This is a genomic window from Streptomyces sp. NBC_00727 (assembly GCF_045161745.1).
In the GTDB taxonomy this organism is placed as follows: domain Bacteria; phylum Actinomycetota; class Actinomycetes; order Streptomycetales; family Streptomycetaceae; genus Streptomyces.
In genome coordinates this window covers 6,841,885-6,867,756 of record NZ_CP108981.1, presented here as the reverse complement: position 1 = coordinate 6,867,756, position 25,872 = coordinate 6,841,885, and the positions used below count along the sequence as shown (strand labels likewise).

The following is a 25,872-nucleotide window of genomic DNA, read 5'->3' as shown; positions in this document are numbered from 1 at the left end:
GGACCGACGGAAACTCAGCCCGGGATGAGGTGTTCGGAGCGCAGGTAGGCGCGGGCCACGTCTTCGGGGAGCCGTCGCCAGCTGTCGACCTGTTCGTTCAGCCGGGCCAGGTCCTGGGTGGTGAGGACGGTGTTCAGCTTGCCGAGGGCCTTGCGCACGCCCTCGCCGCCGGCGCGGGAGCGGTTGACGACGGGGACGAGGTAGTCGGCGTTCTGGAGGTGCTTGTCGTCGGCGAGCAGGACGAGCCCGAAGTCGTCCAGGGTCGCGTCGGTGGTGGTGGTCAGCACCATCTGGTCCCGGCCGCTCTGGACGGCCTGTTTGGCCTGGGTGGTGCCGACGCCCTTGGGGTCGACCGCGGTGATGTCGATGCCGTACGTCTTCTTGAGGCCGGGCGCGCAGTACGGGCGCTGCACGCACTCGTCGCCGGCCGCGAGCCGTACGGGCCGTCCTGAGCGGCCGAGGTCGCCGAGGGTCTTCAGGTGGTGCTTGCGGGCGTAGGCGGCGGTGACGGCGAACGCGTTCTGGTCGACGGCCTTGCCGGGGTCGAGGACGGTGAGGCCGCGGGGTGCGGCGAGGGCGCGCAGGGCCTTCATGGTGGCGGCGAGGTCCGGTGAGCCGACGGGGGTGGCGTCGGCGCCGTTCTTCTTGGCGTTCAGCCAGTCGGCGAAGGTCGCCGCGTACTCCGGGACGACGTCGATCTGGCCGTTCTCCAGCGCGGGTTCGTAGATCTCCCGGTTCGTTACGGAGATGATCTTCGTGGAGTATCCGGCGCGGCCGAGCAGCAGGGCGTACATCTGGGCGAGGAGGTCGCTCTCGGTGAAGCCCGCGGAGCCGATGGTCAGGTGCTTGCTGTCGCCGGGCGGGGCGGTGACGCCGCCCTGGCTCTCCAGGCTCGGCCCGGTGGTGCAGGCGGTCGCTGCCAGCAGCAGGAGCACGCCGAGCGGACGGCCGGCCCGTACGCGGGGTCCCGCCCTCACGCGGTGTCCCCCGTGCGCAGCCCGAGGCGGCTGGGCGCGAGTCGCTGGGCCGCCTCGAACAGGCCCTCGACGATCAGAGCGAACGCGGCGACCAGGACCGCTCCGGCGACCACCTGCGCGGTGGAGGCGAGGTTGAACCCGGCGGTGATGATGCGGCCGAGGCCACCGCCGCCCGCGAGGGCCGCGATGGTGGCCGTGGCGACGAGCTGGACGGCGGCGATGCGCACACCGGTGAGGATGAGGGGCATGGCGAGGGGCACTTCGACGCGGAGGAGCAGCTGCCGGCCGGTCATGCCCATGCCCCGGGCGGCCCGGACGACGTCCTGGTCGACCTCGCGCATGCCGACGTAGGCGTTGGTGAGCAGCGGGGGCACGGCGAACAGGACGAGCGCCACGATGGTCGGCCCTTCCCCCCAGCGGCCGACCGGAGTCAGCAGGAGCAGCACCAGGACGGCGAAGGTGGGCACGGCGCGCCCCACGTTGGAGATGTTCACGGCGAGCGCCCCGCCCTTGCCGATGTGGCCGAGGAGCAGGGCGACGGGCAGCGCGATGAGGCAGCTGACCAGGAGGCAGACGACGGTGAGGTAGAGGTGCTGGCCGAGCCGGGTCCAGATGCCGTCCTGGCCGTGCCAGTGCGCGGAGGTGGTGAGCCAGGACCAGGCGTCCGTCAGGGTGTTCACGACCGGCTCCTGGTCCACGGGGTCAGCAGGCGTTGCAGCAGCAGGAGGAGCAGGTCGGCGGCGACGGCGATGACGACGCAGAGCACGGACGCGGTGAGCACCTGGGCCTTGAAGTAGGTGTTCATCCCGGCGTAGATGAGGTTGCCGAGTCCGCCGTAGCCGACGATCGCGCCGATGGTCACCAGGGAGACCGCGGAGACGGTGGCGATACGCAGCCCGGCCATGGCCGCGGGCAGGGCGAGCGGGAGTTCCACGGCGACGAGCAGGCGCACGGGCCCGTAACCCATGCCCCGGGCGGCCTGCCTGGTCTCCTCGGGCACGGCGCGCAGCCCGGCGAGGATGTTGCGTACGAGCAGGGTCAGCGAGTACAGGACGAGTCCGGCGACGACGAGCGAGGCGGAGAGTCCGTACACCGGCAGCAGCAGCGAGAACATGGCGAGCGACGGGATGGTGTACAGGATCGTCGTCACGCCGAGCACGGGTCCCGACGCCCAGTGCCAGCGGCGGGCCGCGAGGGCGAGCGGCAGGGCGAGGACGAGGCCGATGAGCACGGACACCGCGGTCAGCTGGACGTGTTGCAGGGCCGCGTCCCAGAGGATGTGCCGGCGGCTGCTCAGATAGGCACCGCAGACCCACTCGTTGCGCGCGAGGCAGTCGTCGGGGGGCCCGGTCACCCGTCCATTGCAGCCCGTACGGCGCGGGGGCGCGCGCCCGGATCGTCCGATCGGGCCGCCACGCCCCCGATCGGTCGTCAGGAGGCGGCGGCCTTGTCGAGGATCGCGGCCAGTTCGTCGGGGCGGGAGATCATCGGCCAGTGGCCGGTGTCCATCGTGACCAGCTCCCACTGCTCGCTCGTCAGCAGGCGGGCCACGTCCTCGCCAGGTTCGGGGCCGTCGAGGAGGCATTTGACGTACGTCGCCGGCAGTTCGCCCAGCGGGCGGTCCAGCACGGCGGGGTCGCTCAGGGCGGCGCCCGGGTGCGGCGTCGCGCCGGCCAGGAAACGCGCGATCTGTTCGTCGGTCATGTCCTGGCCCTCGAACTCGGCGGCCTCCGGCAGGGCCCAGAGGCCGCCGTTCCCGTCGAGCTGCGCCTGGAGCGCGTCCGGCCCCTGCCACCAGGCGGAGACGAACGACTCGCCGTCGGTGGGCACGCCGGCGTCCACGAAGACGACGCGGGTCAGCCGGTCGCCCAGGCGCTCGGCGGCCTGGCCCACGGGAATGCCCGAGTAGCTGTGGCCCACGAGGACGACGTCGCGCAGGCCCAGCCGCTCCACCTCTTCGACGATGTCGTTCACATGGGTCTGCCGGCCGACCGGCCGCTCCCGCTTCTCACCGACTCCCGACAGAGTCACCGCATGGACGCCGTGTCCGGCCGCACGCAGGGCCGACGCCACGTCGTCCCACACCGATCCGTCCAGCCAGGCACCCGCCACCAACACGAATTCAGTCATGCCGGGGACCCTAACCGAGGGGTCTGACAACGCCGTCAGACCGCTTCCCCGCCGCCCACCGCCCGCGCCGCCGCGCGGAGTTCCAGGATCTCCAGGACGCGCTGTCCCCAGCGCAGGTTCTCCTCCTCGAAGGACCGGCCGCGCATCAGCGTCAGATAGGGGCCGACGCGTTCGGTCCCGGCGAGGAACGCCGCCTCGTCGCTGCCGTCCAGGAGGCGCAGGCGCAGCCGTTCGTAGCGGGCGAGCTTGGCGCGCGCCCACTCCATGCGCTCCTCGACCGAAGCGCGTACCGCGTCGGGATCGCCGACATCCACGGCCTGGATCATGACGAGCAGTTCGTCCCGGATGGCGGTGGGCCGGGGCGACTCGGCGGTGAACGCGCCGAGCGCGTGGCGGCCGTCCGGCGTGAGTGTGAAGAGCCGCTTGTTCGGCCGGCGCAGCTGCTCGACCACACGCGCCTCGATCAGCCCGTCCTCCGCGAGCCGGTCCAGTTCCCGGTAGAGCTGCTGGGGGGTGGCGGACCAGAAATTCGCCACCGAGACGTCGAAGACCTTCGCCAGGTCGTATCCGGACGCCTCCCCTTCGAGCAGGGCCGCCAGGACCGCGTACTTGAGTGACATCTGGACACGCTAGCACTCATGTGATTAATCTCGTTGGCACCTATTCAACAAATTGACTATGGAGGCCGGGATGCTCGCTTTCCGCAAGGCGGTGGAGGCGCACGATCTGACGGCGGTCGAGGCGGCGCTGGCCGACGATGTCGTCTTCACCAGCCCGGTGGCGTTCAAGCCCTACCCCGGGAAGCCGGTCACGGCGGCGATCCTGCGGGCCGTCTCGGAGGTGCTCGGGGACTTCCGCTACGTACGGGAGATGGCGAGCCCGGACGGGCGCGACCACGCGCTCGTCTTCACGGCGAAGGTCGGCGACCGGGAGATCACCGGTTGCGACTTCCTCCATCTGAACGAGGAGGGTCTGATCGACGACCTCATGGTGATGGTCCGCCCCCTGTCGGCCGCGCAGGCGCTGGCGGCGGAGATGGGGGCGCGGTTCGAGCAGATCAGCCGGGAGGCCGCGGCGGGCTGACCGGCCACCGCGCACTCCCGGAGTCGGCCGGGCGGATGCCGGAAAGCGCGTCGCGGTGGGCGCCATCGCGGTGTCGAGGACGGGACGCGGGCGTATTGTCCGTTTATGGACAATGTCGGGCCCGCCGTGGACTCCGCGGAGGACCTTCTGGACGCGGCGGTGGCGTGTGCCGTGCGGGAGACGGGCGCCGCCGTGGCGATGCTCTATCTGCTGCCGCCCGGCGGATCGACACTCCGGCTCGCCGTACTGGCCGGAATCCCGGCGGAGATCGCCGACCCCTGGCTGCGGGTTCCGTTGTCGGCGCCCATGCCGGTGTCGGACGCGGTGAAGGACCGGCACTTGGTGTGGCTCGGCAGCCAGGAGGAGCTGGCCAGGCGTTATCCGCGCCCCGCGCTCGTCCTGCCGTACCGCTTCGCGCTCGCCGCAGCGCCCCTGGTCAGCAAAACGGAGGCGCTGGGCGGTCTCGTACTGCTGTGGCCCGGCTCCCACCCGGCCCAGCTGACGCCGCAGGAACGTGCGGCGGTCGACGACTGCTGCGGCGACGCGGCGCGGGTGCTGCACGAGGCGCGGGAGCGGGGCCGTCCGGTGACGGCGGGCGCCGGACCGCGGGTGCTGCCCCCGGTCACCGCACCGCCGCCCGCCCACACCGAGGCGGTCGCCGCCGCGGACTTCGTCGGCCGGCTGCCGGGCGGCTGCTGCACCCTCGACATGGACGGCAGGATCACCTTCCTCACGGAGACCGGCGCGGAACTGGTCGGCGGGCGCGTGGCGGATCTGGTGGGGACGCTGCCCTGGGAGTCACTGCGCTGGATGGCCGATCCGCTCTTCGAGGACCAGTACCGGGGCGCGATGATCAGCCGCGAGCCGATGTCCTTCGTGGCCCTGCGGCCGCCGGACCAGTGGCTGTCGTTCCGCCTCTACCCCGACGCGTCCGGCATCAGCGTGTACATCACTCCCGTCAGCGGGCCGCACGCGCCTCCGCTGCCCACGGCCACCGGCGCCGCCGCGTCACCGAGCGCCCCGGGCCGTGCCGTCGCGCTCTACCACCTGATGCATCTGGCCGCGACGCTCACCGAGGCCGTGGGCATCCAGGACGTGGTCGAGCTGATCTCCGAACAGCTGGTGCCCGCCTTCCGCACCCAGGCGCTGGCCGTGCTGACGGCGGCGGAGGGCCGGCTGCGCATCGAGGGGCACCGCGGTTTCAGCGACGCGCTGATGGAGTGCTTCGAGGGCGCGCCGCTGACCTCGAGCGCCCCCGTCGCCCATGTCCTGACCACCGGTGTCCCCGCGTTCTACCGGACCTTCGACGAGTTCCGGCGCGCCTTCCCGCCCGCGTCGCTCCAGGACGGCCTGACGGCGTGGGCGTTCCTGCCGCTCTTCGCCTCGGGACGCCCTGTCGGGACGCTGGTGCTCGGTTACGAACGTACGCGCCCCTTCGAGCCGGAGGAACGGGCGCTCCTCACGTCCATCGCCGGGCTCATCGCCCAGGCCCTGGACCGGGCCCGCCTGTACGACACGAAGGAGCAGCTGGCCCACAGTCTCCAGGCCCATCTGCTGCCCCACGCCCTGCCCCGGATCGCCGGTCTGGACGTGGCCGCCCGCTATCTGCCCGCCACGCGCGGCATGGGCATCGGCGGCGACTTCTACGACGTCATCCCGCTCGACGCCACGAGCGCCGCCGCGGCCATCGGTGACGTACAGGGCCACAACGTGAAGGCTGCCGCGCTGATGGGGCAGGTACGCACGGCGGTGCACGCCTCGGCCGGTGCGCCGCCCGCCGAGGTGCTCGCGCGCACCAACCGGCTGCTCGCCGATCTCGACCCGGACCTCTTCACCAGCTGCCTCTACGTCCATCTGGACCTGGCCGGGCACCGCGCGCTGCTGGCCACGGCCGGCCACCCTCCCCCGCTGCTGCGCCACCCCGGCGGGGACACGGAGGTGCTGCGGCTGCCTCCGGGGCTGCTGCTGGGCATCGACCGGGACGCCCGCTACCCGACCACCGAGATCCCGTTGCCGCCGGGCGCCGCGCTCGCGCTGTACACGGACGGGCTCGTGGAGGTGCCCGGCACGGATCTCGACGAGTCGACGGCGGCGCTCGCCCGCCAGTTCACCCGGAGCGCCGGCCGGCCCATGGACGCCGTCGCGGACAGCCTCGTCCGGTACGCGAAGGACGTCACACCCGGCAGCGACGACATCGCGCTGCTGCTCATCAAGGCGCTGGAGGGCTAGGGCCTTGGCGCGGGAGCGGCCCCGAACCCCGGTCCTTCAGTCCCCGGCAACAGCGAATGTGCCCTCCGCCGCCACGAGTTCCCTCGTGAAGACGTGCTCCGGCGCGCCCAGTACCCGGCCGGCCGCCCCCACCTCCACCACCTCGCCGTCCTCCATCACCGCGATCCGGTCCGCCAGCGCAGCGGTCCCCAGATCGTGGCTGATCAGGATCAGCGCCTCGATGCGCCCCGAGCGCAGCAGCCCGCCGAGCAGGGCGAGCACCGCGTCCCGGGCCAGCGGATCGAGGCCCGAGGTGATCTCGTCGCACACCAGGACCCGGGGCGGGCCAGAGCGGCGCGGGCGAGGGCCGCGCGGTCGGCGACGAGCAACAGCGCCTGGCGGACGCGGCGGTCGTCGAAGGGCGGCCGGTCGGTCTTCATGGCGAAGGACTGCATCGCGCTGTTGCGCAGCCGCACGATGGTCACACGCCCGCCGTGCTCGTGGGCGCGGGCGGTCGCGGGGTTCAGCTCGTGGGCGTACTCCACCTGGCCGCCGAGCAGGGCGTTGACGCGCGCGGACTCCTCGTCGGCGACGACGAACTCCAGTTCGTCCAGGTGCGGTGCGCCCTCCCAGTAGTCGTCGTTGCGGCGCAGCCAGGCAGGCCACGGCGTCGAAGCTCCCCGCTCCCAGGTCGAAGCGGCGCAGGTCGGCGCGGAGGTAGCGGGGGCCGGGGTGGTGCCGGGCGGCGTGCCGGAGCATTGCCCCGGAGAGGTCGGCGCCGGTCACCGTGCGGCCCACGGAGTAGAGGTGGGCGGCGTCGCGGCCGGTGCCGCAGCCTATGTCCAGGATGCGGGCGCCGCTTCCATGGGTACGCAGGCACTCCTCGGTCCAGCGTCCGGCGAGCCGTTCGGTGTCGGGGAAGCGCACCTCATACAGGGCCGGGTTGTCGGTGAGCAGGTTCCTGTCCTTCATGCCGGCCCCCTCACGCGCGGGCCGGCACGGGTGCCGGCTTCCCGGGCAGTGCTCCGACGCGGTGCAGCCGGGCGACGGCGGCCGCCGAGGCGAGTCCGAGGCCCAGACAGCACGCCCACGGCAGCCATCCGGCACCGGTGCGCGCACCGGTGTCCATCGCCCAGCCGACGGCCGCGTTGCCCAGGGCGGCGGCGATGCCGGAGACCATGTGGAAGACCCCGAAGTAGGTGCCGGTGAGCCGGGACCGGCCGAAGGCGGGCACCAGCTCCATCACGAAGGGCTGGGCGACCATGAGCCCGGTCTGCAGGAGCAGGGCGCCCACCAGGACCGGGACGATGCGCAGCACGACGCCCGGCACGTCTCCGGGGTCCGCGCCCGGCCCCCATGTCACGCACATGGGCGGGACGAAGGCCGCGGCCATGAGCGCGAGGCCGCCGCTGATCCAGCCCGCCCGGCTGCCACGCCGTTGCAGTGCCCGTGTGATACGCAGTTGGAACCCGAGCCCGGCGAGCGTGGCCACGGCGAGGACCGGGCCGGCGGCCCCGTCCCATCCGGTGGCCCGGCGGGCGCCCTCGGGGAGCAGCAGATAGAGCTGGCTCTCCAGCGCGATCATGGCCACCATGGCCAGTGCGAACGCCATGAACGCCCGGTTCCCCACCACTTCGCGCCAGTCGGCGAGCACGTGCCCCTGGGCCGGGGCGACCTGTCCGGCCGGCAGCATCAGGGCCTGGGCGACGGTCAGGAGCGCGAAGAGCCCGGCCGCCGCCAGGGCGGCGGCCCGGAAGTCGACGAGAAGCAGCGCACTGCCGAGGAGTGGGCCGACGAGGGCCCCGGTCGTCGCGAACACGTTGAACAGGGCGAACGTCTCGGCCCTTCGCTCCCCCGCCTCCTGGGCGAGGTAGGCGCGGACTGCCGGGTTGAACAGGGCGCCGGCCAGCCCGCTGTGCACCGAGGCGGCCAGCAGCACCGCCGTTCCGTCGCCGAGGGCGAACAGGCCGAAGCCCACGGTCCGCAGTGCGCAACCGGTGATGATCACGCCCCGGGCGCCCAGCCGGTCCGCGGCCGAGCCGCCGATGACGAAGAGCCCCTGCTGGCTGAGGTTGCGCACCCCGAGCACGGTGCCGACGTCGTCCTCGGGGTCCGCCGATCCGGCTTTGACCTTGAGGACCGTGAACCCGTGGTCCGCGAGGCGGGCGGCGAGGGCGGCGGCCCGAGAGGGCGTGGTGACGCCGACGGTCCGGGCGGTGACGGCCGTGGGCGGGGCGGTCGCGCCGAGGAGCCGGTGCACGGGCTTCCCGGCGCGCTTGCCGGCGAGGTCGAGCAGCGCGGATTCCACGGCGGCCGTGACCGCAGGAGGCGCGCCGGTTCCGTCCTCGGTCAGTGCGGCGAGGGCGGTCTCGGGGTCGGGAAAACGGGCGAGTGCCTGGAAGCACCGGCGCAGCCACTGGTGCAGGGTGCCGGTGTCCAGGCCGTAGTACACGCTGGTGACCACTTCGCCGTGGCCGTGGAGCCCTTGGTGCTCGACGGACAGTCCGACGGCGTGCCGGGAGGTCGTGGTGGACCGGGAGATCCGCAGCGGCTCGGCGAGCCGGAGCTCCGTGGTGTGGAGGGTGCACTTCATCGGTGCTCCCGGGGGGCGCTGACGGCCGTGCAGCGGGTCCAGCCCGTGGCCTCCGTCGCCCGGGGGTGCGCGATCTCGACGGGCCGGGTCGCAGGGGCGCCTGCCCGCAGGCCGTGCAGGGCGTTGAAGCCGTCGTCGAAGACGCTGCCCAGGTAGCGGTGGGGGCCGTCGGGGAAGACGGTCACCACGACCGCACCCGGGTGCACCCGGGCTGCCCAGGCGGCGACGAGGGCGACGGCGCCGGTGCTCCAGCCGCCACTGACGAAGTTGTCCCTGGCGAGCCTGCGGCAGCTGTCGGCGGCCTCGGCCGGGCCGACCCAGTGCACCTCGTCGAACCGGTCGTGGGCGACGTTGCGGGGATGGATGCTGCTGCCCAGACCGCGCATGAGCCGGGGGCGGGCGGGCTGGCCGAAGATCGTGGAGCCGGTGGCGTCCACGCCGATCAGCCGGAGCGCGGGCCACTGCCTGCGCAGTCGGGCGGCGACCCCGGCGCTGTGGCCGCCGGTGCCGACGCTGCACACCAGCACGTCGACGCGGTCGAGCCGGCCGACGATCTCGGCGGCGAGCGAGGCGTAACCGGCCGTGTTGTCGGGGTTGTTGTACTGGTCGGGCCAGTACGCGCCCGGCAGCGTGGACAGCAGCTCGCGGAGCCGGGTGAGCCGTGCCGCCTGCCAGCCGCCCCGGTCCGCGGGCCGGTCGACGAGCTCCAGCCGGGCTCCGTGGGCGCGCAGCAACTGCCGCATGGACGGTTCGAGTTCGGCATCGCCCACCAGGACGACGGGGTGGCCGAGCGCCTGGCCCGCGAAGGCCAGCCCGATGCCGAGCGTGCCGGACGTGGACTCCACGACCGGTGCGCCGGGCAGGAGTTCACCGCGTTCCTCAGCTCCTTGAAGCATCGACACGGCGGCGCGTGCCTTCATGCCGCCCACCCCGAAGCCTTCGAGCTTGGCCCAGAAGCCGGGGTGCGGACAGGGCAGGGGCGCGGTGATACGGGCGAGCGGGGTGCGCCCGACCAGGCCGAGCAGTTCGCGGTTGCCGGCGGGGCGCAGAAGTGCGGTGGTCACCGGTTGCCTCCGTACTGGTGGATGGTGCCGGGGCCGCCGTCCAGCCAGAAGAAGGGGTACGGCTCCGCGGACACGGCGGTGACCCCGGAGCCGATGAACCGGGGCAGCACGGCGCTGCCCGTCTGGGCGAACATCACGAGCGGCTTGCCGTGCCGCAGGGCATGGGTCCTGAACTGTTCGAAGCTGCCGTTGCCGAGCGTCATCCCGGAGGCGAGGACGGCGTCGCACCCGGCGAGCGGGCCTGACGCGTCCCTGCGTACCGGCTCGTCCCACTCCGTGGTGCCGCCCTTGAGGTCGCAGGGCACGTAACGCAGTCCCCGCTCGCGCAGCGCCTCCAGGAGCGAGTTGACCACTCCGACCACGAGCACGGTGCGGCCGGGCGGGAGGTCCAGCAGGCCGACGACGGCGCGCGCCCTGGCCCGGGACTTCTCCAGGGAACCCCCTGCGGGCAGCGGCAGCGGCCGGGCGCCCGAGGCAGGGCCATGGGGCAGGGCGTGCATGAGGAAGGCGTCGAGCGCGGCGATCCGTACCGGCCGCAGCGGGTGGGCGAGCAGCGTCGCGGCATCGGTGCCGACGCAGTCGTCGGCCGTGCCGTCCGGCAGCTCGTCCGGCTCGACCGCGCAGGAGCCGACGGCCGCGGCGATACGCAGGCTCAGTACCTCGTTGCGGTAGCCGCCGGCCCGTCCCGGATGCCTGACGGCCTGGCGGGTTGTGAACGCGGTGCTGACGCGGAGGGCCCTCGGGTCGTGCCCGTACGCGCGCGCCAGGACCCGGGACACGAGCTCCTCGCACGAGCCTGGGGCCGGTGCGGTGGCGGTGTGTGCGGTCATCGGGACACCACCCGGGGGTGAAGCCCCGCCAGCAGTGCTTCCACGCGGTCCCGGGCGCCCGGCCCGTCGGTGTCGCCGGCCATCACATGCCCGAGGTATTCGTTGTTGCTGCCCGCGGCGGTGACGCTCGTGCCGGGAGCGGCGAGGCTCAGCTCCAGCACGTCGCGGGACTCGCCGACCGTGTCGCCGCCGTCGATCCCGTCCAGTACTCCTTGTGCCCCGGGCACCAGGAAGCCGATGGCGGCGCTGCGCAGTCCGGTGTCGTGCGGTCGCAGGTCCGGCTCCTGGCCGAGGGCGACATCGACACTGGCGGCGGCGATGTCGATGCCGGTCACATGCCGCACGAGTTCGGTGATGCGGTTGCCCGCCGGGCGGGGGTTGACCTCCACCACGCGGGGGCCGACGGGCGTCAGTTTGATCTCGGTGTGCGCCACGACGTCGTCGAGGCCCAGCGCCTCGATCGCGTGGACCGCGGTGCCCCGGGCCGCGCGGGCGTCCTGGTCGGTGAGGGCCGCCGGATACATGTGTCCGGTCTCCACGAAGGCCGGTGCGCCGCCGATACTCTTGTCCGTCACCCCGATCACCTGGGTCCTTCCCCGGTGGGTGACGGTCTCGACGCTGACCTCGGGGCCGTGCAGCAGTTCTTCCAGCAGAACCACCGGCGAGCGCCGTTGGCCGCGCGCGTTGACCGGGAAGTCGGCGAGGGCGCGGTGGGCCGCGGCGAGCTGCGCCTCGTCGTCGACGCGGCGTACCAGCATCCCTGCGCACAGGTCGACCGGCTTGACGACCAGCGGCAGGCCGGTCCGCGCCGCCGCCTTCGCGGTCCCGGCCCAGTCGGCGCAGATCGCGTAGCGCGGTCCGGGTACTCCGGCACGGGCGAGGACGTCCCGGGTGGCGTCCTTGCGGCAGGCGTTCTCGATCGCCTCGGGCGCCGGGCCGGGCAGGCCCAGCCGGGCCGCGATGCGGGCGGCGACCGGCAGGTAGTAGTCACAGGACGAGACCACGGCGTCGAACCCCAGCGTCTGGTGGGCCCGTTCGGCGAACGGCAGCAGCCGGCCGGGGTCGTTGGTGGGGGCCGTCAGGATGTTCCGGGCCGTGAGCAGCGGGTGCCGGGCGCCCTCGGGCGCCGAACGCAGGTAGTGGTGCAGATCGCGGGTGAGGAAGGTGAACTCGTGCCCGCCCTCCCGGATGGCTCTCGGCAGCAGTCTGCTCATCGATCCGACCCAGCTCTCGACCATCAGCAGATGAGCCACAACTCCCCCTCTTTGCCGCACGGTTGCAGGACTCCGGGCACACTCCGGCACACAGCCGGCAGGCTGCGCACCCGACTCCACTACGTTAACGACAATCGTTTTCATTGTCACCTACGTTTCGGACTCCGGTGCCTTTCCGTCGATTTGCGTGTGCCCGGCGGGCGCGGTTGATTGGAATGAGGTACGCGCGTCACCCTGCGCGAGGCGGGTGGCCGCCGTACGTGGTCTTCGATGTGGGGTGAGTCCCGTGCTGTTCGCCGACCGGACCGACGCGGGCCGGCGGCTCGCCGAAGCTCTCGGCCCCCTCGCGCAGAGCGACCCGGTCGTGCTGGGCCTGCCGCGCGGCGGTGTGCCGGTCGCCTTCCGGGTCGCGCAGGAACTGCACGCACCGCTCGATGTGATCGTGGTCCGCAAACTGGGCGTGCCGCGCCACCCGGAGCTGGGCTTCGGCGCCATCGGGGAGGGCGGGGTGCTCGTCATCACCGAGGACATCGTGCGCCGGGCCGGTGTGTCGGAGTCCGACATCGCCTCCGTCCAGCAGGCCGAGGAGGCCGAGCTCTCGCGCCGGGCCCGGGCGTTCCGGGGCGACCGGCCGCGCATCCCCCTCGAAGGACGCACGGTGGTCCTCGTGGACGACGGCATCGCCACCGGCGCGACCGCGCTCGCCGCCTGCGCGGTGGCCCGTGCCCAGGGCGCCGCCCACGTGGTGCTGGCCGTTCCGGTCGCGCCGCCGTCCGCCGCGGCCGTGCTGCGGAAGGAGGCGGACGAGCTGGTCTGCCTGTCGGCGCCGGCCGGGTTCTCCGCGGTGGGCGAGTGGTACCGGGACTTCGGCCAGACCCCGGACGAGGAGGTCGTCGCGCTCCTGGCCCGGGCGGCACGGCACTCCGGGTCCCGGCTGACCAGCGACGTACTGGTGGGGGCCGGCGGGGTGGACCTGCCGGGCACCCTCACCCCGGCCGGCGACGCCGGGGCGCTCGTGGTGTTCGCCCACGGCTCCGGAAGCAGCAGGCACAGCCCGCGCAACCGGTCGGTCGCGGCGGCGCTGAACCGGGCCGGCATCGGCACGCTGCTCTTCGACCTGCTCACCACGGACGAGGAGGCCGAGGGCGGTCACGTCTTCGACATCTCGGCACTCGCCGGCCGCCTGGTGGACGCCACGGCCTGGGTACGGGACCACTCCCCCGGGCCCCTCGGCGTGTTCGGGGCCAGCACGGGCGCGGCCGCCGCGCTCCAGGCGGCGGCCGTCGTCGGCGCGGACCCCGACACGGGCATCGGGGCGGTCGTCTCGCGCGGCGGCCGTCCGGACCTCGCGGGCGCCCGCCTGGGAGAGGTCCGCTCACCGACACTGCTCCTCGTGGGGGGCAGGGACAGCGAGGTGCTCGATCTGAACCGGCGGGCGCAGGCGGAGCTGCGCTGCGAGAGCCGGCTCGACATCATCCCCGGCGCGACGCACCTCTTCGAGGAGCCGGGGACCCTGGACGAGGTCGCCGACCGGGCCCGCGCATGGTTCATCGCCCACCTGACCGGCGATACCGCCTGACGCGTACGCACACGGCCAACGGTTCCGACGGCTTTTCCCGGCACGAGGCAACCCCTGGCGCCGATCCGCGGTCTTGATCCACAGCAAGGCGGCACGCCGCACACACGACGACCCTCACCCCTCCCCCTGAGCACGGCCCGGAACACCGGCCAACTATGCACTACGTGTATACATGCACTGCATAGTCATGTCCGTACCGGCCCGTGCCCGCGCGAAAGGCTTCCATGCACAGCAAGGCACTGGCGCCCGAGTACCAGGGCGCCCTCACCAAGATGTCCGTCAACGCCTCGCTCACGGACGTACTCGCCGAGGGAATACGCCACTTGGCAGAGGCCGAACGCTCCGGCTCCGCCCGGGAAGTGGCCCGTGCGGGTCTCGCCGTGGCCGAGGCGCACCGCAGGCTCGGCCAGGTGCGGGACGCCGACCTCGCGTGGAAGGCGAGTTACCGCGCCGCGCGCTCGGCGGACGACGCCGGGGCGATGGCCTGGGCCCTGTGGAGCGGCGGCACGCTGGCCCGCCAGCGCGGGCGGCTGCGGCTGGCGTTCCGGCTCCTGGGCCTGGCGGCGGACATGGGCAAGGAGGGCGGGGACGTCGTCGCCCGGGGCTACTCCCTCGCCGGCCTCGCGGAGACCGGGCGCATCCAGGGCGACTACCGGACCGTCGCCGCGCTGCACGAGCAGCTGCTCGCCGAGGCCCGGGCACGCGGCGAGGCGCGCCACACCGTCTGGGCCCTGGAGGGCATCGCGCAGATCCACCGCAACACCGGCTCCTTCGACACCGCCCTCGCGATGTTCGAGGAGGCGGCCCAGCTGGCCGGTGACGCCGACGACCGGCGCGGCCGGGCCTGGGCGCTGCGCGGCATGGCCGACATCATCTCCGTACGCGACAACGACCCGGACCGTGCGCTGGAACTGCTCGCGGAGGCCGAAGTCACCTGCCGCGAGATGAAGTTGACCAGCGCCCTCGCGTACAACCACAAGATGCGCGCCAATGTGCTCTACCGCGCCGGGCGCCATGAGGAGGCCAGGCAGGGCTACGCGGGAGCGCTGGAGGAATTCCGGGCGATGGCCGAGCCACGGGGCGAGGCACTCGCGCGGCTCGGGCTGGTGAAGTCGCTCGCCAGGCTCGGGCGGGACGCCGGGGAGACGGCCGCCGACCTGGACGCGCTGCGGGCCACGCTCGACCGGATCGGTCTGCTCAACGCCCGGGACATGGTCGACCGGGCGTACACGGAGCTGGGCGTGGAACCGGCCGGGGACACGGCGGCGGACGCGGAGGGTGGCCGATGACGTCTCCCACGGCCTCCCCGGCCACCGCACCGCGGATTCTGGCCCGCTGCCGCGCCCTGGTCCGCCCCGCCCTGTCCCGGGCGGTGCGCCGACTGCACCCGTGGCACGGCGAGATCACCGCTTTCTCGCTCGGGTGGGACGGGGTTGACGGCGGTGACGTGCCGGGCGCCCAGGGCAAGGGCGTACGCCAGGCGCTGGCCGTGCTCGGCGCGGAGGCCGTCGGGGCAGAGGCCCGGGACGCGGTCCCCGGAGCGGTCGCCGTCGAGCTGATCCACACCTTCTCCCTGCTCCACGACGACATCATGGACGGCGACGAGACGCGCAGGCGGCGCGCCACCGCCTGGAAGGCGTACGGGACCGGTCCGGCGGTCCTCGCGGGGGACGCCTTGTTCGCCCAGGCGGTGCGGACGCTGACCGACGCGCCGAGCAGGCAGTGCGTGCGGGCGGTGCGGCTGCTCGCCGGCACCCTCACCGACCTGGTGCACGGCCAGGCCGACGACCTGCTCTTCGAGTCACGGCCCTGGTCCGGCCCCGACGCCGTACGGCCGCACGAGTACCGGCTGATGGCCGAGCACAAGACGGGTGCGCTGCTGGGCTGCGCCGCCGGCCTCGGCGCTCTGCTCGGCGGCGCCGGGCGCACGGAGGCCGACGCACTGGCCGCGGCGGGGCGCCACCTGGGTGTGGCGTTCCAGGCGGCGGACGATGTGCTGGGCATCTGGGGCGATCCCGCGGTCACGGGCAAGCCGGTGCACGGCGACCTCGGGCGCGGCAAGAAGACCTACCCGGTGCTCGCCGCGCTCGCCGCCGGCGGACCGGCCGCGACGGAGCTGGCGGCGCTGCTGCGCGGCGGTCCGCTCGACGAGGGCGCTGTGCGGCGGGCCGCCGAGCTGGTGGAGGGGGCCGGCGGGCGGGCGGCTGCCACGGCGGAGGCGCACCGCCACCTGGAGCGGGCGCGGGCGTGTCTGGAGAGCGTTCCGCTGGCGCCCGATGCCCTGGAGGAGATGCTCACGCTGTTCCCGTACGTGGTGGAACGCGCCCTGTGACGCCACTGCGCCGCCCCTCGCTCCGGCGGGCGGCGCCAACGTACTCACCGGTGCATCGACGCGCCCTTGAGGATCTTGTCCACGGCGTTGCGGGGGCCGTGCACCGCGATCCCCACCAGGTCCAGCGCGTCCCGGTGCACCGCGCGCACCGCGGCGCGGTTGTCCCGGTCGTTGCCCGTCGCGAAGAGGCCGGACGTGAACACCGACAGCGCGACGCCCCGGCCGGCCGCGCGGGCGTGGGCGGTGGTGAGCGTCTCCTTCGTCCCCTCGAAGACCATGACCGGCTGGCGGAACATCGGCAGGTACGGGGTGTCGTCCGCGTCGGCGTAGGGCTCGCCGATCACCTCGGGGGCGGCCGTGCCGAGGCCGCTGACCAGGAAGGCGGTGACGTTCAGCCGCTGCCAGGTCTCCAGGTCGTTGCGGAGCAGCACGGCGATCTTGGTGTCGAAGCGGACGGGAGCGGCGGCGGTTGTCTCAGCTGTCATGCCCCCGAGCCTGCCGGGCCGGCCGCTGCCCGGTCTTGTACGAACTTTGCACGTCGGGGCACGCGGCGCACCCGACGTACGATCGGACGCATGGCCACAGCACGTCCGGAGATCACCGCGTGGTCCCCGCCCGTGGAGGGGATCGCCGAGGTCTTCCACGCGCGTTTCACCGACCATGCCTACCCCATGCACACGCACGACGCCTGGACCCTGCTCGTCGTGGACGAGGGCATGGTGCGCTACGACCTGGACCGCCACGAGCACGGTGTGCTCACCCACACGGTGACGCTGCTGCCGCCGCACGTCCCGCACAACGGTGAGGCGGCCACCCCCGAGGGGTTCCGCAAGCGCGTGCTGTACCTGGACACCGACCAGGTCGACGAGCGGCTGATCGGCCGGGCGGTCGTCCGCCCCGTCCTGCACGACCGGGCCCTGCGCGACCGCATCGACCGCCTCCACCGCACCCTCGCGGGTCCGGGCGACGAACTGGAGGCGGCGAGCCGGCTCGCCCTGGTCGCGGACCGGCTCGATCAGCATCTGCGCGACCGCGTCGACTCCGCCACGTACGTCCACGACGGCAGACTCGCGCACCGGCTGCGCGAGCTGCTCGACGCGACGTACGTCGAGGGCATCACGCTGCAGGAGGCGGGTGCGCGGCTGCACGCCCACCACGCCCATCTGGTGCGGGCGTTCAGCCGCGAGTTCGGCATGGCACCGCACCAGTACGTGACGGGCCGGCGGGTCGACCTGGCGCGCCGGCTGCTGCTGCGCGGGCTCCCGGCGTCGGCCGTGGCCACTTCGGCGGGCTTCTACGACCAGTCCCATCTGACCCGCCACTTCAAGCGGATCGTGGGCACTGGCCCGGGGCACTACGCCCGTACGCGCGGGGCGTGAGCACAGCCCTTATCGGCGTTCCAGCACTCCGCGGACGAAGGCGGCCTGGCCCGCGTGCTGGAGGTCGTCCGACAGGACGCTGACCAGCCGCGCCCCGAGGGTGACGGGCGGGTCCCAGGCCTCGTCGACGACACGGTCCAGTGCGTGTCCTTCGAGGTTCCGGATGAAGGCGAGGGTGTGCTCGTGGACGGAGTCGTAGTAGCCGAGGAGCAGGTCCGCCGAGTCCACGCGGACGGCGGCGACCTCCTCGCTGCTCTGCCCGTAGCCGGTGGCGTCGGCGGGGAGGGGGAGGTCGAAGCGGCCGGCCCAGTCCTGGGCGGACCAGAGCTGTTCGGTGCCGGCCGCGTCCGCGATGTGGTCGTCCTGGACGCGCGTCAGATGCCACACCAGCCAGGCGATCGAGTTGGTGCCGTCGTCCAGCCGGGCGTGCAGGTCGTCGGGTTCCAGGCCCTCGACGGCCGCGTGCACGGTCTCCTGGATGCGGGAGTATCCATCCGCCAAAATGTCGGTGACGTTCATGCTTTCACCATGGCCGCTGCGCCGTCCGGGCGCGGCCACCGACACGCCCCGCCGGCACCCGCCCGGTGCTCAGCTGTAGATGCCGAACTCCTGGCGGAAGAGAGCGGGACGGGGATCCCGCGGCGGGTTGGGAGAGCGCTCGCCCAGGAGAGTTACGTGTACCCGTCCAGCTGTCAACGATCAGGACGTGCCGGGTTCCCCGGAATGTGCGCGCAGGGCTACGGAACGAGGCTGCGGCCGGTCTCGGCCGCCTCCCCCCGACGGGCACCGACCCCCGCGGCCCGCGCCGCGGAGTGCAGCGAGCGCAGGGCCAGCAGGAGGAAGCCGATGTCGTCGAGGTAGACAGGGTCGGGCAGCAGGTCGACCGGCGACACGGTGTACAGCACCGCCGCCCAGACCAGCGCCTTGTTGTGCAGCGGGACACCGGCATCCGCCAGCAGCTTCCTGGCCTTCAGGACCCGCACCAGCAGGACGCCGGCGACGGCCAGGGTGAGCAGCGCGAGGAGCGCGCCGACGATGATCCAGGCCTTGGTGTCCATGCTTCATCCTCCACCAGCGGGCCGGCGAAAAGCCATGAAATCGGGCATGTGCCGGTGTGACACTGCCCTCGTGCCCGTCGCGGGTCTCATCCGGACCCGTGGGCCTGACGGCGGCTGCGGCGCTTGAGTGCCCGCCGCTCGTTCTCCCCCAGACCGCCCCACACACCGGAGTCCTGGTTGTTCTCCAGCGCCCAGCGCAGGCATTCCTCCTGTACGGGGCAGCGTCGGCAGACCGCCTTGGCCTCCTCGGCCTGGACGACCGCGGGGCCGGTGCTTCCGATGGGGAAGAAAAGATCCGGGTCCTCGTCGCGGCAGGCCGCGTGCATGCGCCAGTTCTCCATGGACTCTCACTCCTGTCGGTCGTGTGCGTGGCGTTTCCCTCGGTACGCTGCGGGTGACCGGCATTTCGCCTCCGAAACCCCAGCACACCTTCCCATCCGTCCCCTTCACGTCCCTTTCGCGGCCTTCGAAGCTGCGGGGGCGGTGGCTCAGGGGCGACCATGGGAGACGGCGGGCGTGCGTCGGGCACGGTGGCGGCATGGGAAGGATCGTCCGTGGGCGGCACTGAGGAGATGCGGAACGGCTGGGGCGAGGCCCGCAGGGCGGGTGCGCGCCGGTCGTCCGAGAGCGGTCTGCTCGACGTCCTCGGCGTCGCCGCGCTCGTCCTGGACGCCCAGGGCCGCATCGTCCTGTGGAGCCCGCAGGCCGAGCGGCTGCTGGGGTATCCGGCCGAGGAGGCACTGGGCCGGTTCGCCGCCCGTGTGCTCGTCGACGAGGAGCAGTTCGAGCTGGTCCTGGGCCTGTTCGGCGAGGTGATGAGCAGCGGCGAGGCATGGGCCGGGGTCTTCCCCGTACGCCACAAGGACGGCACCACCCGGCTGCTGGAGTTCCGCAACATGCGGCTGCAGGACGACCGGGGCGACTTCTACGCGCTGGGGCTCGCGGCCGACGGGGACGTGCTGCGCCGGATGGAGCGGGATCTCGCGCTGTCGGTGGGGCTGGTCGACCAGTCGCCGATCGGTCTGGGGGTGCTGGGTCCGGATCTGCGTTTCATGTCCGCGAACGCCGCGCTGGAGCGGATGGACGGCCTGAGCGCCGAGGACCACCTGGGCCGGCGGATGGGCGAGGCGCTGCCGTTCCTCGGCGCGGAGGGCATGGAACCGGCCGCGCGCGAGGTCCTGGAGAGCGGTGTGCCGCAGGTGTCGCGCCAGGTGGTGGGCCGCAGCCCCGCCGCCCCGGAGACCGAGCACGCCTGGTCGGTGTCGCTGTACCGGCTGGACGACTCCGCCGGCCGGGTGCTGGGTATCGCGGTGTCGCTGATCGACGTCACCGACCGCTACCGGGCGGCCGCCGAGGCGGAGCGGGCCCGGCAGCACCTCGCGCTGATCGCCGACGCCTCGGTGCGCATCGGCACCACGCTCGACCTGGAGCAGACGGCCCGGGAGCTGGCCGAGGTGACCGTGCCGCAGCTCGCGGACGTGGCCGCGGTCGATGTGCTGGACAGCGTGCTGAAGGGGCGCCCCGGACCCGCCGAGGGCCCGCTGCTCATCCAGGCCCTGGCCGTCGTCACCGCCCGGCCGACCCCCGTGGTGGAGGCCGCCGATCCGCCCGGGCGGGCCGCCCACTACGGCGCGGACCGCCTCGTCACCCGGTGCGTGCGAACGGCCCGGCCGGTCCGGGAGCCGTATCTCGACGCGGAGAAGCTGGCCCGCATCGCCCGCGACGAGCACTCGGCGGCCCTGCTGGCCGAGGCCGGCGCCCACTCCTACCTGGCGGTGCCGCTGATCGCCCGGGGCGAGGTGCTGGGCGCGATCGACCTGATCCGTACGGACAACCCGCTGCCGTTCACCGCGGAGGACGAGGCGCTGGCGGCCGAGCTGGCCAACCGGGCGGCGGTCGGCATCGACAACGCCCGGCTCTACCGGCAGCAACAGGAGACCGCGCTGACGCTCCAGCGAAGCATGCTGCCCCGCAACCGCCACGATCCGGTGGGCCTCGACGTGGTGTCCCGCTACCGGCCGGCCGCCTCGCGGTACGAGGTCGGCGGGGACTGGTTCGATGTCATCGGGCTGCGGGGCGGCGGCACCGCCCTGGTGGTGGGCGATGTGATGGGCAGCGGGATCAATGCGGCCACCACGATGGGGCGGCTGCGGACCGCCACCCAGACGCTGTCCCGGCTCTCCCTGGAGCCCGCCGAGGTGCTGGGCCATCTGGACGAGATCACCGCCGGTCTCGACCCGTGGTTCGCCACCTGTGTCTACGCCGTGTACGACCCGGGCGCCGGGCGGTGCCGGGTGTCCACCGCCGGGCATCTTCCGCCGGTGCTGATCCCGGAGGGCGGTGAGCCGGTGCTCCTGGATCTGCCGGCCGGGGCGCCGCTCGGGGTGGGCGGCGTGCCGTTCAGCGACGTGACGGTCCCGCTGGGTCCGGGCGACCGGCTGGTCCTGTACACGGACGGCCTGGTCGAGACGAGGGACGACGACATCGACAGCCGCCTGGAGACGTTGCTCGGGCTGTTGCGGACCCCGGACGCGTCGCTCGACGCGACGTGCGACCGGCTGCTGCGCGAGCTGCGGGACCCGGAAGACCACGACGACGTGGCTCTGCTGATGGCCCGGGTGCACGCGTGAGGGCGGGCGGCGGCTCGGGGTGCGCCGCCGCCCGCACTCGCGGAACTAGCGGGAGCACCTGCGCCGGGTGCGGCACTTCGCCGAGGCGCGGACCCGGTGGCCGCCGGCGCCCAGGAAGCCCAGGCCGATGCCCAGCATCCAGGAGTCCTTGGCCAGCGCGATCCCGTCCTGCGTCGGCCGCAGACTGCCGGGCTCCCGCATGCCGGGGGTGCGCAGGTAGAGGCCGAAGAGGCCGCCGGAGAACCCGGTGAGGGCGAGCCCGGCGAGCCTGGTCGGCACGAACGGGGCCAGCAGGGTGACGCCGACCGCGATCTCGGAGTAGGCGAGCAACCGGGTGAACCGGGCGGGTTCCAGCTTGCCGAGGAACGGATAGGCGTTGGCGGCCATTCCGTGCAGCCCCTGGGCGGTCCCCTCGTCGGCCTTGAGCTTGCCGAGGCCGGAGTTGAGGATGAACGCACCGGTGGCCAGGCGCGGCGGGATATCGCGCGGTTCGGGCAACGGCATCATGGCGTGAGCCTCCACGGATCAGGTTGTGGGCCCCCGGTCGAGCCTAGCCAGCGGGTGTCCCGGGCGCGCGTCGAGCGGCCGGGCAGGTGGGCGATACTGGGCGCGGCGGGAACACGAGAGGGGGCTCAGTGGTCCGACAACAAGCGGAGTACGACGTCGTGGTGGTCGGTGGCAGCGGGGTGGACACCATCGTCCGCGTCGACGCCCTGCCGGTTCCGCTCGCCGACGCGGTCATGGTCGGCCCGATCCAGGAGTGGCCCGGTCAGACCGGGGGCAATGTGGCACTCGGCGCCCGTGCGCTGGGGCTCGACGTGGCGTTCCTGGACTGCGTCGGCGACGACTGGACCGGTACGCAGGTGCGCGAGCGGCTCGCGAAGGGCGATGTGGAGTTCCACGCGGTGATCTCGCCGGCCGGGACCCGGCGCGCGGTGAACCTGGTGGACGCGACGGGCCGGCGGATGTCGTTCTACGACGCCCGGGACCCCGAGGACCTGCGGATGCCGCGGGACTTCTATCTGCCCCGCCTGCGCCGGGCCCGTCATGTCCATCTGTCGATCACGAACTTCACCCGGTTCCTGTACGACGACATCGAGGCGCTGGGGGTGCCGGTCTCAACCGATCTGCACGACTGGGACGGACTCAGCGACCATCAGCGGGAGTTCGCGCTCCGGTCCGATGTGGTCTTCTTCAGCGCGGCGGCGACGGGCGAGCGTGCCCCCGAGCTGATGCGGGAGATCCTGCGCGAGGGCCGGGCCACGACGGTGGTCGCCACGGCGGGCGCGGACGGCTCGTACCTCCTCACCCGCGACGGCGGCGGCGAACCGCTGCACATCCCCGCGGTCGTGCCGCCGGCGCCGGTGGTCGACAGCAACGGGGCGGGCGACGCGTTCGTCACCGGATTCCTGTACGGCAGGCTCGACGGGCGTGAGCCGTCGGAGTGCGCCCGGCTGGGTGCGGTCGCGGGCGCCTACGCCTGTACGGCCCCCGGTTCGACGGCCATGATCGGCCGGGCGGAGCTGCTGGGCGCGTAACGACGGCCGCAACGCGCAGGTGCCCCGGGCGCGGGGCCACCTGCGCGTACGGGTCACTTCAGGTAGGGGCCCGCGGTGCCGATCTTCCCGGGGCCGTTCAGCACGTACACGCGCATGTTGCCCTTGCCCGGGGCGTCGACGGTGAGCTTTCCGTCGGCGACGACCCGGGTGTCGCCGGTGACGGCGTCCTTGTAGGTGCCGTTGGGGATTCCGGTGTACGAGGCGCCACCCGTGACGGTGACCAGGGCGAAGCTGTCGGTCGAGCCGCTGGTGTAGCGCCGCTTGTACGCCATCTGGCCGGTGATGCCCTCCGTGGAGTACTGGCCCATCTGCAGGGCCGGCACGGCGCGCCGGATCTGGTTGAGCCGCTGGAGGTGCTTGACCAGGGGCTTGGCGAGGGTGTTCGCGACCTCACCGGACGCGGAGTCGACCTGGGAGAACTCCGAGGCGGTGACGCTGCCCGCGAGGTGGTCGCCGTAGTAGGCGCGGCCGGTGGTGGCCAGCGGGCAGGTGGGACCGCAGTCGATCTTCTTGCCGGCCTGGAACTCGATCTCCGATCCGTAGTAGAGCGTCGGGATACCCCGGAACGTCCACATCAGGGACATGTTCTCGGCCCAGGCGTCGGTGCCTCCGGCGTAGCGTTCGCTGCTCTTGTTGGGCCCGTAGTCGTGGCTGTCGACGTAGACGACGTTGTAGGTGGCGTCGTTGGTCGAGTCGTCGGAGTCCTTGCCGTTGTTGTACGCGTTGGTGGCATCACCGAAGTTCATGTGCATGCGCATGTCGATGATGTTCATGCCGGAGAACTGGCTGTGGTCCGGGGTGTGGTAGCTGTTGCCGTCCAGGAACGCGTTGGTGGAGGTCGGCTGGTTGCCGGTGCCGAGCTTCTCCTCGTACTCGTACATCTCCAGCGCGGCCTTGGCGTCGTCGGAGTCGTACTCCTTGCGTTCCTTCCAGGTGAAGAACTGGGCGGAGTGGTTGACCGAGCCGCGGTTCCACTTGTCGTTGACGAACGCGCCGACCTCGCCGAAGACGAGGAAGTTCTTCGCGGCCTCGGCACCGAACTGCTGGGTGACCCGCTCCTGGATGGCGGGCAGGAAGCGCCGGTTCCAGGTGGTGCGCGGGATGTGCACCGCGGTGTCGATGCGGAAGCCGTCCACGCCCATGTCGATGTACTTGTCGTAGGCGCCGATCAGGTAGTTCTGCACGGGCGCGGACTCGGTGTTGAAGTCGGCCAGGTCCTCGTGGAGCCAGCAGGAGCGGGAGTCCTCACCCTCCCAGTTGCCGAGCCAGCAGGTGTGGTAGTACGCCTTCGGGAACATGCCCGACGTGGGGTTGGGCCACTGGCAGTTGTAGATGGTGTAGCCCTCGGCTGATTTACCGCCGGTGGGCTTGCCCCAGTTGAGGCACGTGTTGCCGGCGGGCTCGGCCGTGGACCACAGGTCGCCGTTGTAGTACGACTTGCCGCTCTTGGGTTCGACGGAGAGGCCGTCGTACTCGAAGCCCTCGTTCTTCTCGTCGTAGTACCAGCTCCACTGGGTGTCGCGGACGCCGTAGACGGTCGGGGTGAACAGGCCCTTGGCGCCCCAGCGCGAGGAGTGGTTGTAGACGACGTCCTGGTAGATCTTGATGCCCTTGGCGTGGGCGGCGTTGATGAGGTCCTGGTAGGAGGCTCCGGCGGACTCCAGGCGGGGATCGACCTTGTAGAAGTCGTAGCCGTGGTAGCCGTGGTAGTCGTAGTCGGACCGGTTCAGGACGACCGGGGTGATCCAGATCGCCGAGAAGCCGAGCCCCTTGATGTAGTCGAGCTTGTTGACCAGGCCCTTGAAGTCGCCCCGGAACATAGGGTCGTTGTTGGCCGCGTTGCCGGACTTGGCGTCCTGGCTGCCGCCCCGGTTGTTGCTCGTGTCCCCGTCGTTGAAGCGGGCGGTGAGGACGAAGTAGATGGGGTCCTTGCGGGGGTCGGTGCCGAGTGGTGTGCCCTGGGCCGCCGCCGGTGGTTTGTCACCGGTGGTCGTCCTGGCGGTCGCGGAGGCGGCGGAGGTGTTGCCGGCCGCGTCGATCGCCTTGACGGTGTAGGTGTAGGTGGTGTTCTCCTCCAGGCCCGTTTCGGAGAGCACGGTGGACGTCACATCGGTGACGAGGCTGCCCGTCGTGCCGCCGGTGCGGGTGACCTGGTACTTCGTCACCTTGGCGTTGTCCGTGGAGGGTTCCCAGCTCAGGACGACCGCCACACCGTCGGCCTTCGCCGTCACTCCGGCCGGGACGGTCGGGGCCTCGGTGTCGGCGGGTTCGGCGGCGCAGGGGTCCGCGGCGTCCTTGACGACCGCCCGGTCCTTCACCGTGCTGAGGCCGGCGGGGATGGTGTAGTCGCTGCCGTTGTTGTTGTCCCAGACGCCGTTGCCGTTGTTGAACGCGGCCTTCATCGAGGTGGCGGAGCCGAGGTCGACCGTCTTCATCACCCAGCCGGTGCAGGCGGGCTCCATGCCGACGCCGGGTACGGCGGTCCAGGAGCCGCCGGCGGGCTGGTAGTGGAGGTTGGTGGTCGTCCAGCCGACGGTGGCGGTGGAGTAGTACACCGACGCGGTGTGCGCCCCCTCGGTCGGGGTGGGGCTGGGGTCGGGGTCACCGCTGTCCGCGCACGGGTCGCTGTGGGCGACCACGCCGTCCTTGACGGTGATGCTTCCGCTGCCCAGGTCGTAGTTCTTGCCGCCGTTGTTGTCCCAGACCCCCGACCCGTTGTTGAAGGTCGCCTGGATCCCCTCGGCGCCGGAGAGCGGGACGGTCTTCTTGACCCAGTCGGTGCAGGCGGCCTCCATGGCGACGCCGGGCACGGTGGTCCACGTGCCGCCGTCGGGGGCGTAATGCAGGTTGTACGCGGCCCAGTTCTTCGTCTTGGTGTAGTAGAAGACGGTCGTGGTGGTGTCGGAGGACGCGACGGGCCGTGCGTCGAGGCCGGTGCCCTGCGGCAGCGCGGTGAGCAGTCCGCACACTGCGGCGGCGGCAGCGGCGGACGCCAGGGTGCGTCTCAGCAGCCGGTGAGGGGTGCGTTTCATGGTGTCTCCAGGGAAGGGCCACGGCGGCGGCGAAGCCGTGGCGACCGGGGCACGGGACGTGGGGCCCGTGCCGTACCGCAGGAGACCCTGACGCGCCTCAAGGTCCGAGCGAACGGGGATGTGTCCGCCTGTAAGAACAGCCGGAATATTGCTGAAAGCTCTTGCAGCAAGGAAGTTACCGGCACATGACAACCCCGTAAAGAG

Annotated in this window: 23 protein-coding genes and 4 pseudogenes; 8 read left to right on the top strand and 19 right to left on the bottom strand. The window is 72.5% G+C overall.

Annotated elements, in window-relative coordinates:
• Window positions 1-14 precede the first annotated feature (14 nt).
• From OG242_RS30915 to OG242_RS30895, 5 genes are all read right to left on the bottom strand, one after another.
• Window positions 15-977, bottom strand: a complete 963-nt coding sequence (locus tag OG242_RS30915) for an ABC transporter substrate-binding protein (protein ID WP_405901299.1) — start codon at window positions 975-977, stop codon at window positions 15-17.
• On the bottom strand, window positions 974-1,657 hold the full coding sequence (locus OG242_RS30910) for an ABC transporter permease (RefSeq protein ID WP_405901298.1): 684 nt from the start codon (window positions 1,655-1,657) through the stop codon (window positions 974-976). Before OG242_RS30910 ends, OG242_RS30915 begins: the two co-directional genes overlap by 4 nt.
• Window positions 1,654-2,331, bottom strand: coding sequence for an ABC transporter permease (locus tag OG242_RS30905; RefSeq protein ID WP_405901297.1), 678 nt, complete (start codon window positions 2,329-2,331; stop codon window positions 1,654-1,656). The genes OG242_RS30910 and OG242_RS30905 overlap by 4 nt, the downstream gene beginning before the upstream one ends.
• Window positions 2,332-2,408: 77 nt before the next feature.
• Entirely contained in the window at window positions 2,409-3,107 is a 699-nt protein-coding gene (locus OG242_RS30900) for an alpha/beta fold hydrolase (protein ID WP_405901296.1), read from the bottom strand.
• A gap of 35 nt (window positions 3,108-3,142) precedes the next feature.
• Window positions 3,143-3,727: a PadR family transcriptional regulator gene (locus OG242_RS30895; protein ID WP_405901295.1), complete on the bottom strand. Its 585-nt coding sequence runs from the start codon at window positions 3,725-3,727 to the stop codon at window positions 3,143-3,145.
• A 70-nt stretch (window positions 3,728-3,797) separates the two neighbouring features.
• On the opposite strand from OG242_RS30895, the gene OG242_RS30890 reads away from it, so the two are divergent.
• Both OG242_RS30890 and OG242_RS30885 read left to right on the top strand, forming a co-directional pair.
• Window positions 3,798-4,190, top strand: coding sequence for a nuclear transport factor 2 family protein (locus tag OG242_RS30890; RefSeq protein ID WP_405901294.1), 393 nt, complete (start codon window positions 3,798-3,800; stop codon window positions 4,188-4,190).
• A 105-nt stretch (window positions 4,191-4,295) separates the two neighbouring features.
• Window positions 4,296-6,419 carry a SpoIIE family protein phosphatase gene (locus tag OG242_RS30885; protein ID WP_405901293.1) on the top strand — a complete coding sequence of 708 codons (2,124 nt, stop codon included), beginning with the start codon at window positions 4,296-4,298 and terminating at the stop codon, window positions 6,417-6,419.
• 36 nt (window positions 6,420-6,455) lie between these two features.
• Here the strand turns inward: OG242_RS30885 and OG242_RS30880 are convergent, their stop codons facing one another.
• The 8 genes and pseudogenes from OG242_RS30880 to OG242_RS30845 all read right to left on the bottom strand — a co-directional run bounded on the left by OG242_RS30880 (window position 6,456) and on the right by OG242_RS30845 (window position 12,138).
• On the bottom strand, window positions 6,456-6,728 hold the full coding sequence (locus OG242_RS30880) for a hypothetical protein (protein ID WP_405901789.1): 273 nt from the start codon (window positions 6,726-6,728) through the stop codon (window positions 6,456-6,458).
• A 5-nt stretch (window positions 6,729-6,733) separates the two neighbouring features.
• Window positions 6,734-7,057: pseudogene (locus OG242_RS30875) on the bottom strand (ABC transporter substrate-binding protein); the annotation flags it as partial.
• Window positions 7,053-7,370 (bottom strand): annotated as a pseudogene (locus OG242_RS30870) (class I SAM-dependent methyltransferase); the annotation flags it as partial. The pseudogenes OG242_RS30875 and OG242_RS30870, both read right to left, overlap by 5 nt.
• 10 nt (window positions 7,371-7,380) lie before the next feature.
• Window positions 7,381-8,496: pseudogene (locus OG242_RS30865) on the bottom strand (MFS transporter); the annotation flags it as partial.
• A 204-nt stretch (window positions 8,497-8,700) separates the two neighbouring features.
• A pseudogene (locus tag OG242_RS30860) lies at window positions 8,701-8,991 on the bottom strand (dipeptide epimerase); the annotation flags it as partial.
• Window positions 8,988-10,055 (bottom strand): PLP-dependent cysteine synthase family protein, encoded by a 1,068-nt coding sequence (locus tag OG242_RS30855; protein WP_405901292.1) that lies wholly within the window; start codon window positions 10,053-10,055, stop codon window positions 8,988-8,990. The pseudogene OG242_RS30860 and the gene OG242_RS30855, both read right to left, overlap by 4 nt.
• A complete protein-coding gene (locus OG242_RS30850; RefSeq protein ID WP_405901291.1) occupies window positions 10,052-10,885 on the bottom strand; it encodes a Rossmann-like domain-containing protein in 834 nt (277 codons plus the stop codon). The genes OG242_RS30855 and OG242_RS30850 overlap by 4 nt, the downstream gene beginning before the upstream one ends.
• Window positions 10,882-12,138, bottom strand: a complete 1,257-nt coding sequence (locus OG242_RS30845) for an ATP-grasp domain-containing protein (RefSeq protein ID WP_405901290.1) — start codon at window positions 12,136-12,138, stop codon at window positions 10,882-10,884. Before OG242_RS30845 ends, OG242_RS30850 begins: the two co-directional genes overlap by 4 nt.
• Before the next feature lie 247 nt (window positions 12,139-12,385).
• Here OG242_RS30845 and OG242_RS30840 point away from each other — a divergent pair, with 247 nt between their 5' ends.
• The 3 genes from OG242_RS30840 to OG242_RS30830 all read left to right on the top strand — a co-directional run bounded on the left by OG242_RS30840 (window position 12,386) and on the right by OG242_RS30830 (window position 16,010).
• Complete coding sequence (locus OG242_RS30840; RefSeq protein ID WP_405901289.1) at window positions 12,386-13,678, top strand: alpha/beta family hydrolase; 1,293 nt, start codon at window positions 12,386-12,388, stop codon at window positions 13,676-13,678.
• 224 nt (window positions 13,679-13,902) lie between these two features.
• The gene (locus tag OG242_RS30835) at window positions 13,903-14,967 is read left to right on the top strand and encodes a tetratricopeptide repeat protein (RefSeq protein WP_405901288.1); all 1,065 of its coding nucleotides are present in this window, start codon (window positions 13,903-13,905) and stop codon (window positions 14,965-14,967) included.
• Window positions 14,964-16,010 (top strand): polyprenyl synthetase family protein, encoded by a 1,047-nt coding sequence (locus OG242_RS30830; protein ID WP_405901287.1) that lies wholly within the window; start codon window positions 14,964-14,966, stop codon window positions 16,008-16,010. Before OG242_RS30835 ends, OG242_RS30830 begins: the two co-directional genes overlap by 4 nt.
• Window positions 16,011-16,054: 44 nt before the next feature.
• Here OG242_RS30830 and OG242_RS30825 read toward each other — a convergent pair whose 3' ends face one another.
• Window positions 16,055-16,495 carry a DUF2000 family protein gene (locus OG242_RS30825; RefSeq protein WP_405901286.1) on the bottom strand — a complete coding sequence of 147 codons (441 nt, stop codon included), beginning with the start codon at window positions 16,493-16,495 and terminating at the stop codon, window positions 16,055-16,057.
• 90 nt (window positions 16,496-16,585) lie between these two features.
• Here OG242_RS30825 and OG242_RS30820 point away from each other — a divergent pair, with 90 nt between their 5' ends.
• The gene (locus tag OG242_RS30820) at window positions 16,586-17,389 is read left to right on the top strand and encodes an AraC family ligand binding domain-containing protein (protein ID WP_405901285.1); all 804 of its coding nucleotides are present in this window, start codon (window positions 16,586-16,588) and stop codon (window positions 17,387-17,389) included.
• Window positions 17,390-17,398: 9 nt separating this feature from the next.
• On the opposite strand, the gene OG242_RS30815 is transcribed toward OG242_RS30820, so the two are convergent.
• The 3 genes from OG242_RS30815 to OG242_RS30805 all read right to left on the bottom strand — a co-directional run bounded on the left by OG242_RS30815 (window position 17,399) and on the right by OG242_RS30805 (window position 18,788).
• Window positions 17,399-17,908, bottom strand: coding sequence for a DUF664 domain-containing protein (locus OG242_RS30815; RefSeq protein ID WP_405901284.1), 510 nt, complete (start codon window positions 17,906-17,908; stop codon window positions 17,399-17,401).
• A gap of 218 nt (window positions 17,909-18,126) precedes the next feature.
• Complete coding sequence (locus OG242_RS30810; RefSeq protein ID WP_405901283.1) at window positions 18,127-18,447, bottom strand: YkvA family protein; 321 nt, start codon at window positions 18,445-18,447, stop codon at window positions 18,127-18,129.
• Between the two features lie 86 nt (window positions 18,448-18,533).
• Window positions 18,534-18,788: a WhiB family transcriptional regulator gene (locus OG242_RS30805; protein ID WP_405901282.1), complete on the bottom strand. Its 255-nt coding sequence runs from the start codon at window positions 18,786-18,788 to the stop codon at window positions 18,534-18,536.
• Window positions 18,789-19,019: 231 nt separating this feature from the next.
• Between OG242_RS30805 and OG242_RS30800 the strand changes: the two genes are divergently transcribed.
• Entirely contained in the window at window positions 19,020-21,077 is a 2,058-nt protein-coding gene (locus OG242_RS30800; protein ID WP_405901770.1) for a SpoIIE family protein phosphatase, read from the top strand.
• A gap of 45 nt (window positions 21,078-21,122) precedes the next feature.
• Here OG242_RS30800 and OG242_RS30795 read toward each other — a convergent pair whose 3' ends face one another.
• Window positions 21,123-21,584 (bottom strand): hypothetical protein, encoded by a 462-nt coding sequence (locus OG242_RS30795; RefSeq protein WP_405901281.1) that lies wholly within the window; start codon window positions 21,582-21,584, stop codon window positions 21,123-21,125.
• A gap of 128 nt (window positions 21,585-21,712) precedes the next feature.
• On the opposite strand from OG242_RS30795, the gene OG242_RS30790 reads away from it, so the two are divergent.
• The gene (locus tag OG242_RS30790) at window positions 21,713-22,615 is read left to right on the top strand and encodes a carbohydrate kinase family protein (protein WP_405901280.1); all 903 of its coding nucleotides are present in this window, start codon (window positions 21,713-21,715) and stop codon (window positions 22,613-22,615) included.
• A gap of 53 nt (window positions 22,616-22,668) precedes the next feature.
• Here the strand turns inward: OG242_RS30790 and OG242_RS30785 are convergent, their stop codons facing one another.
• Window positions 22,669-25,668, bottom strand: a complete 3,000-nt coding sequence (locus tag OG242_RS30785; protein WP_405901279.1) for a carbohydrate binding domain-containing protein — start codon at window positions 25,666-25,668, stop codon at window positions 22,669-22,671.
• Window positions 25,669-25,872: the final 204 nt, after the last annotated feature.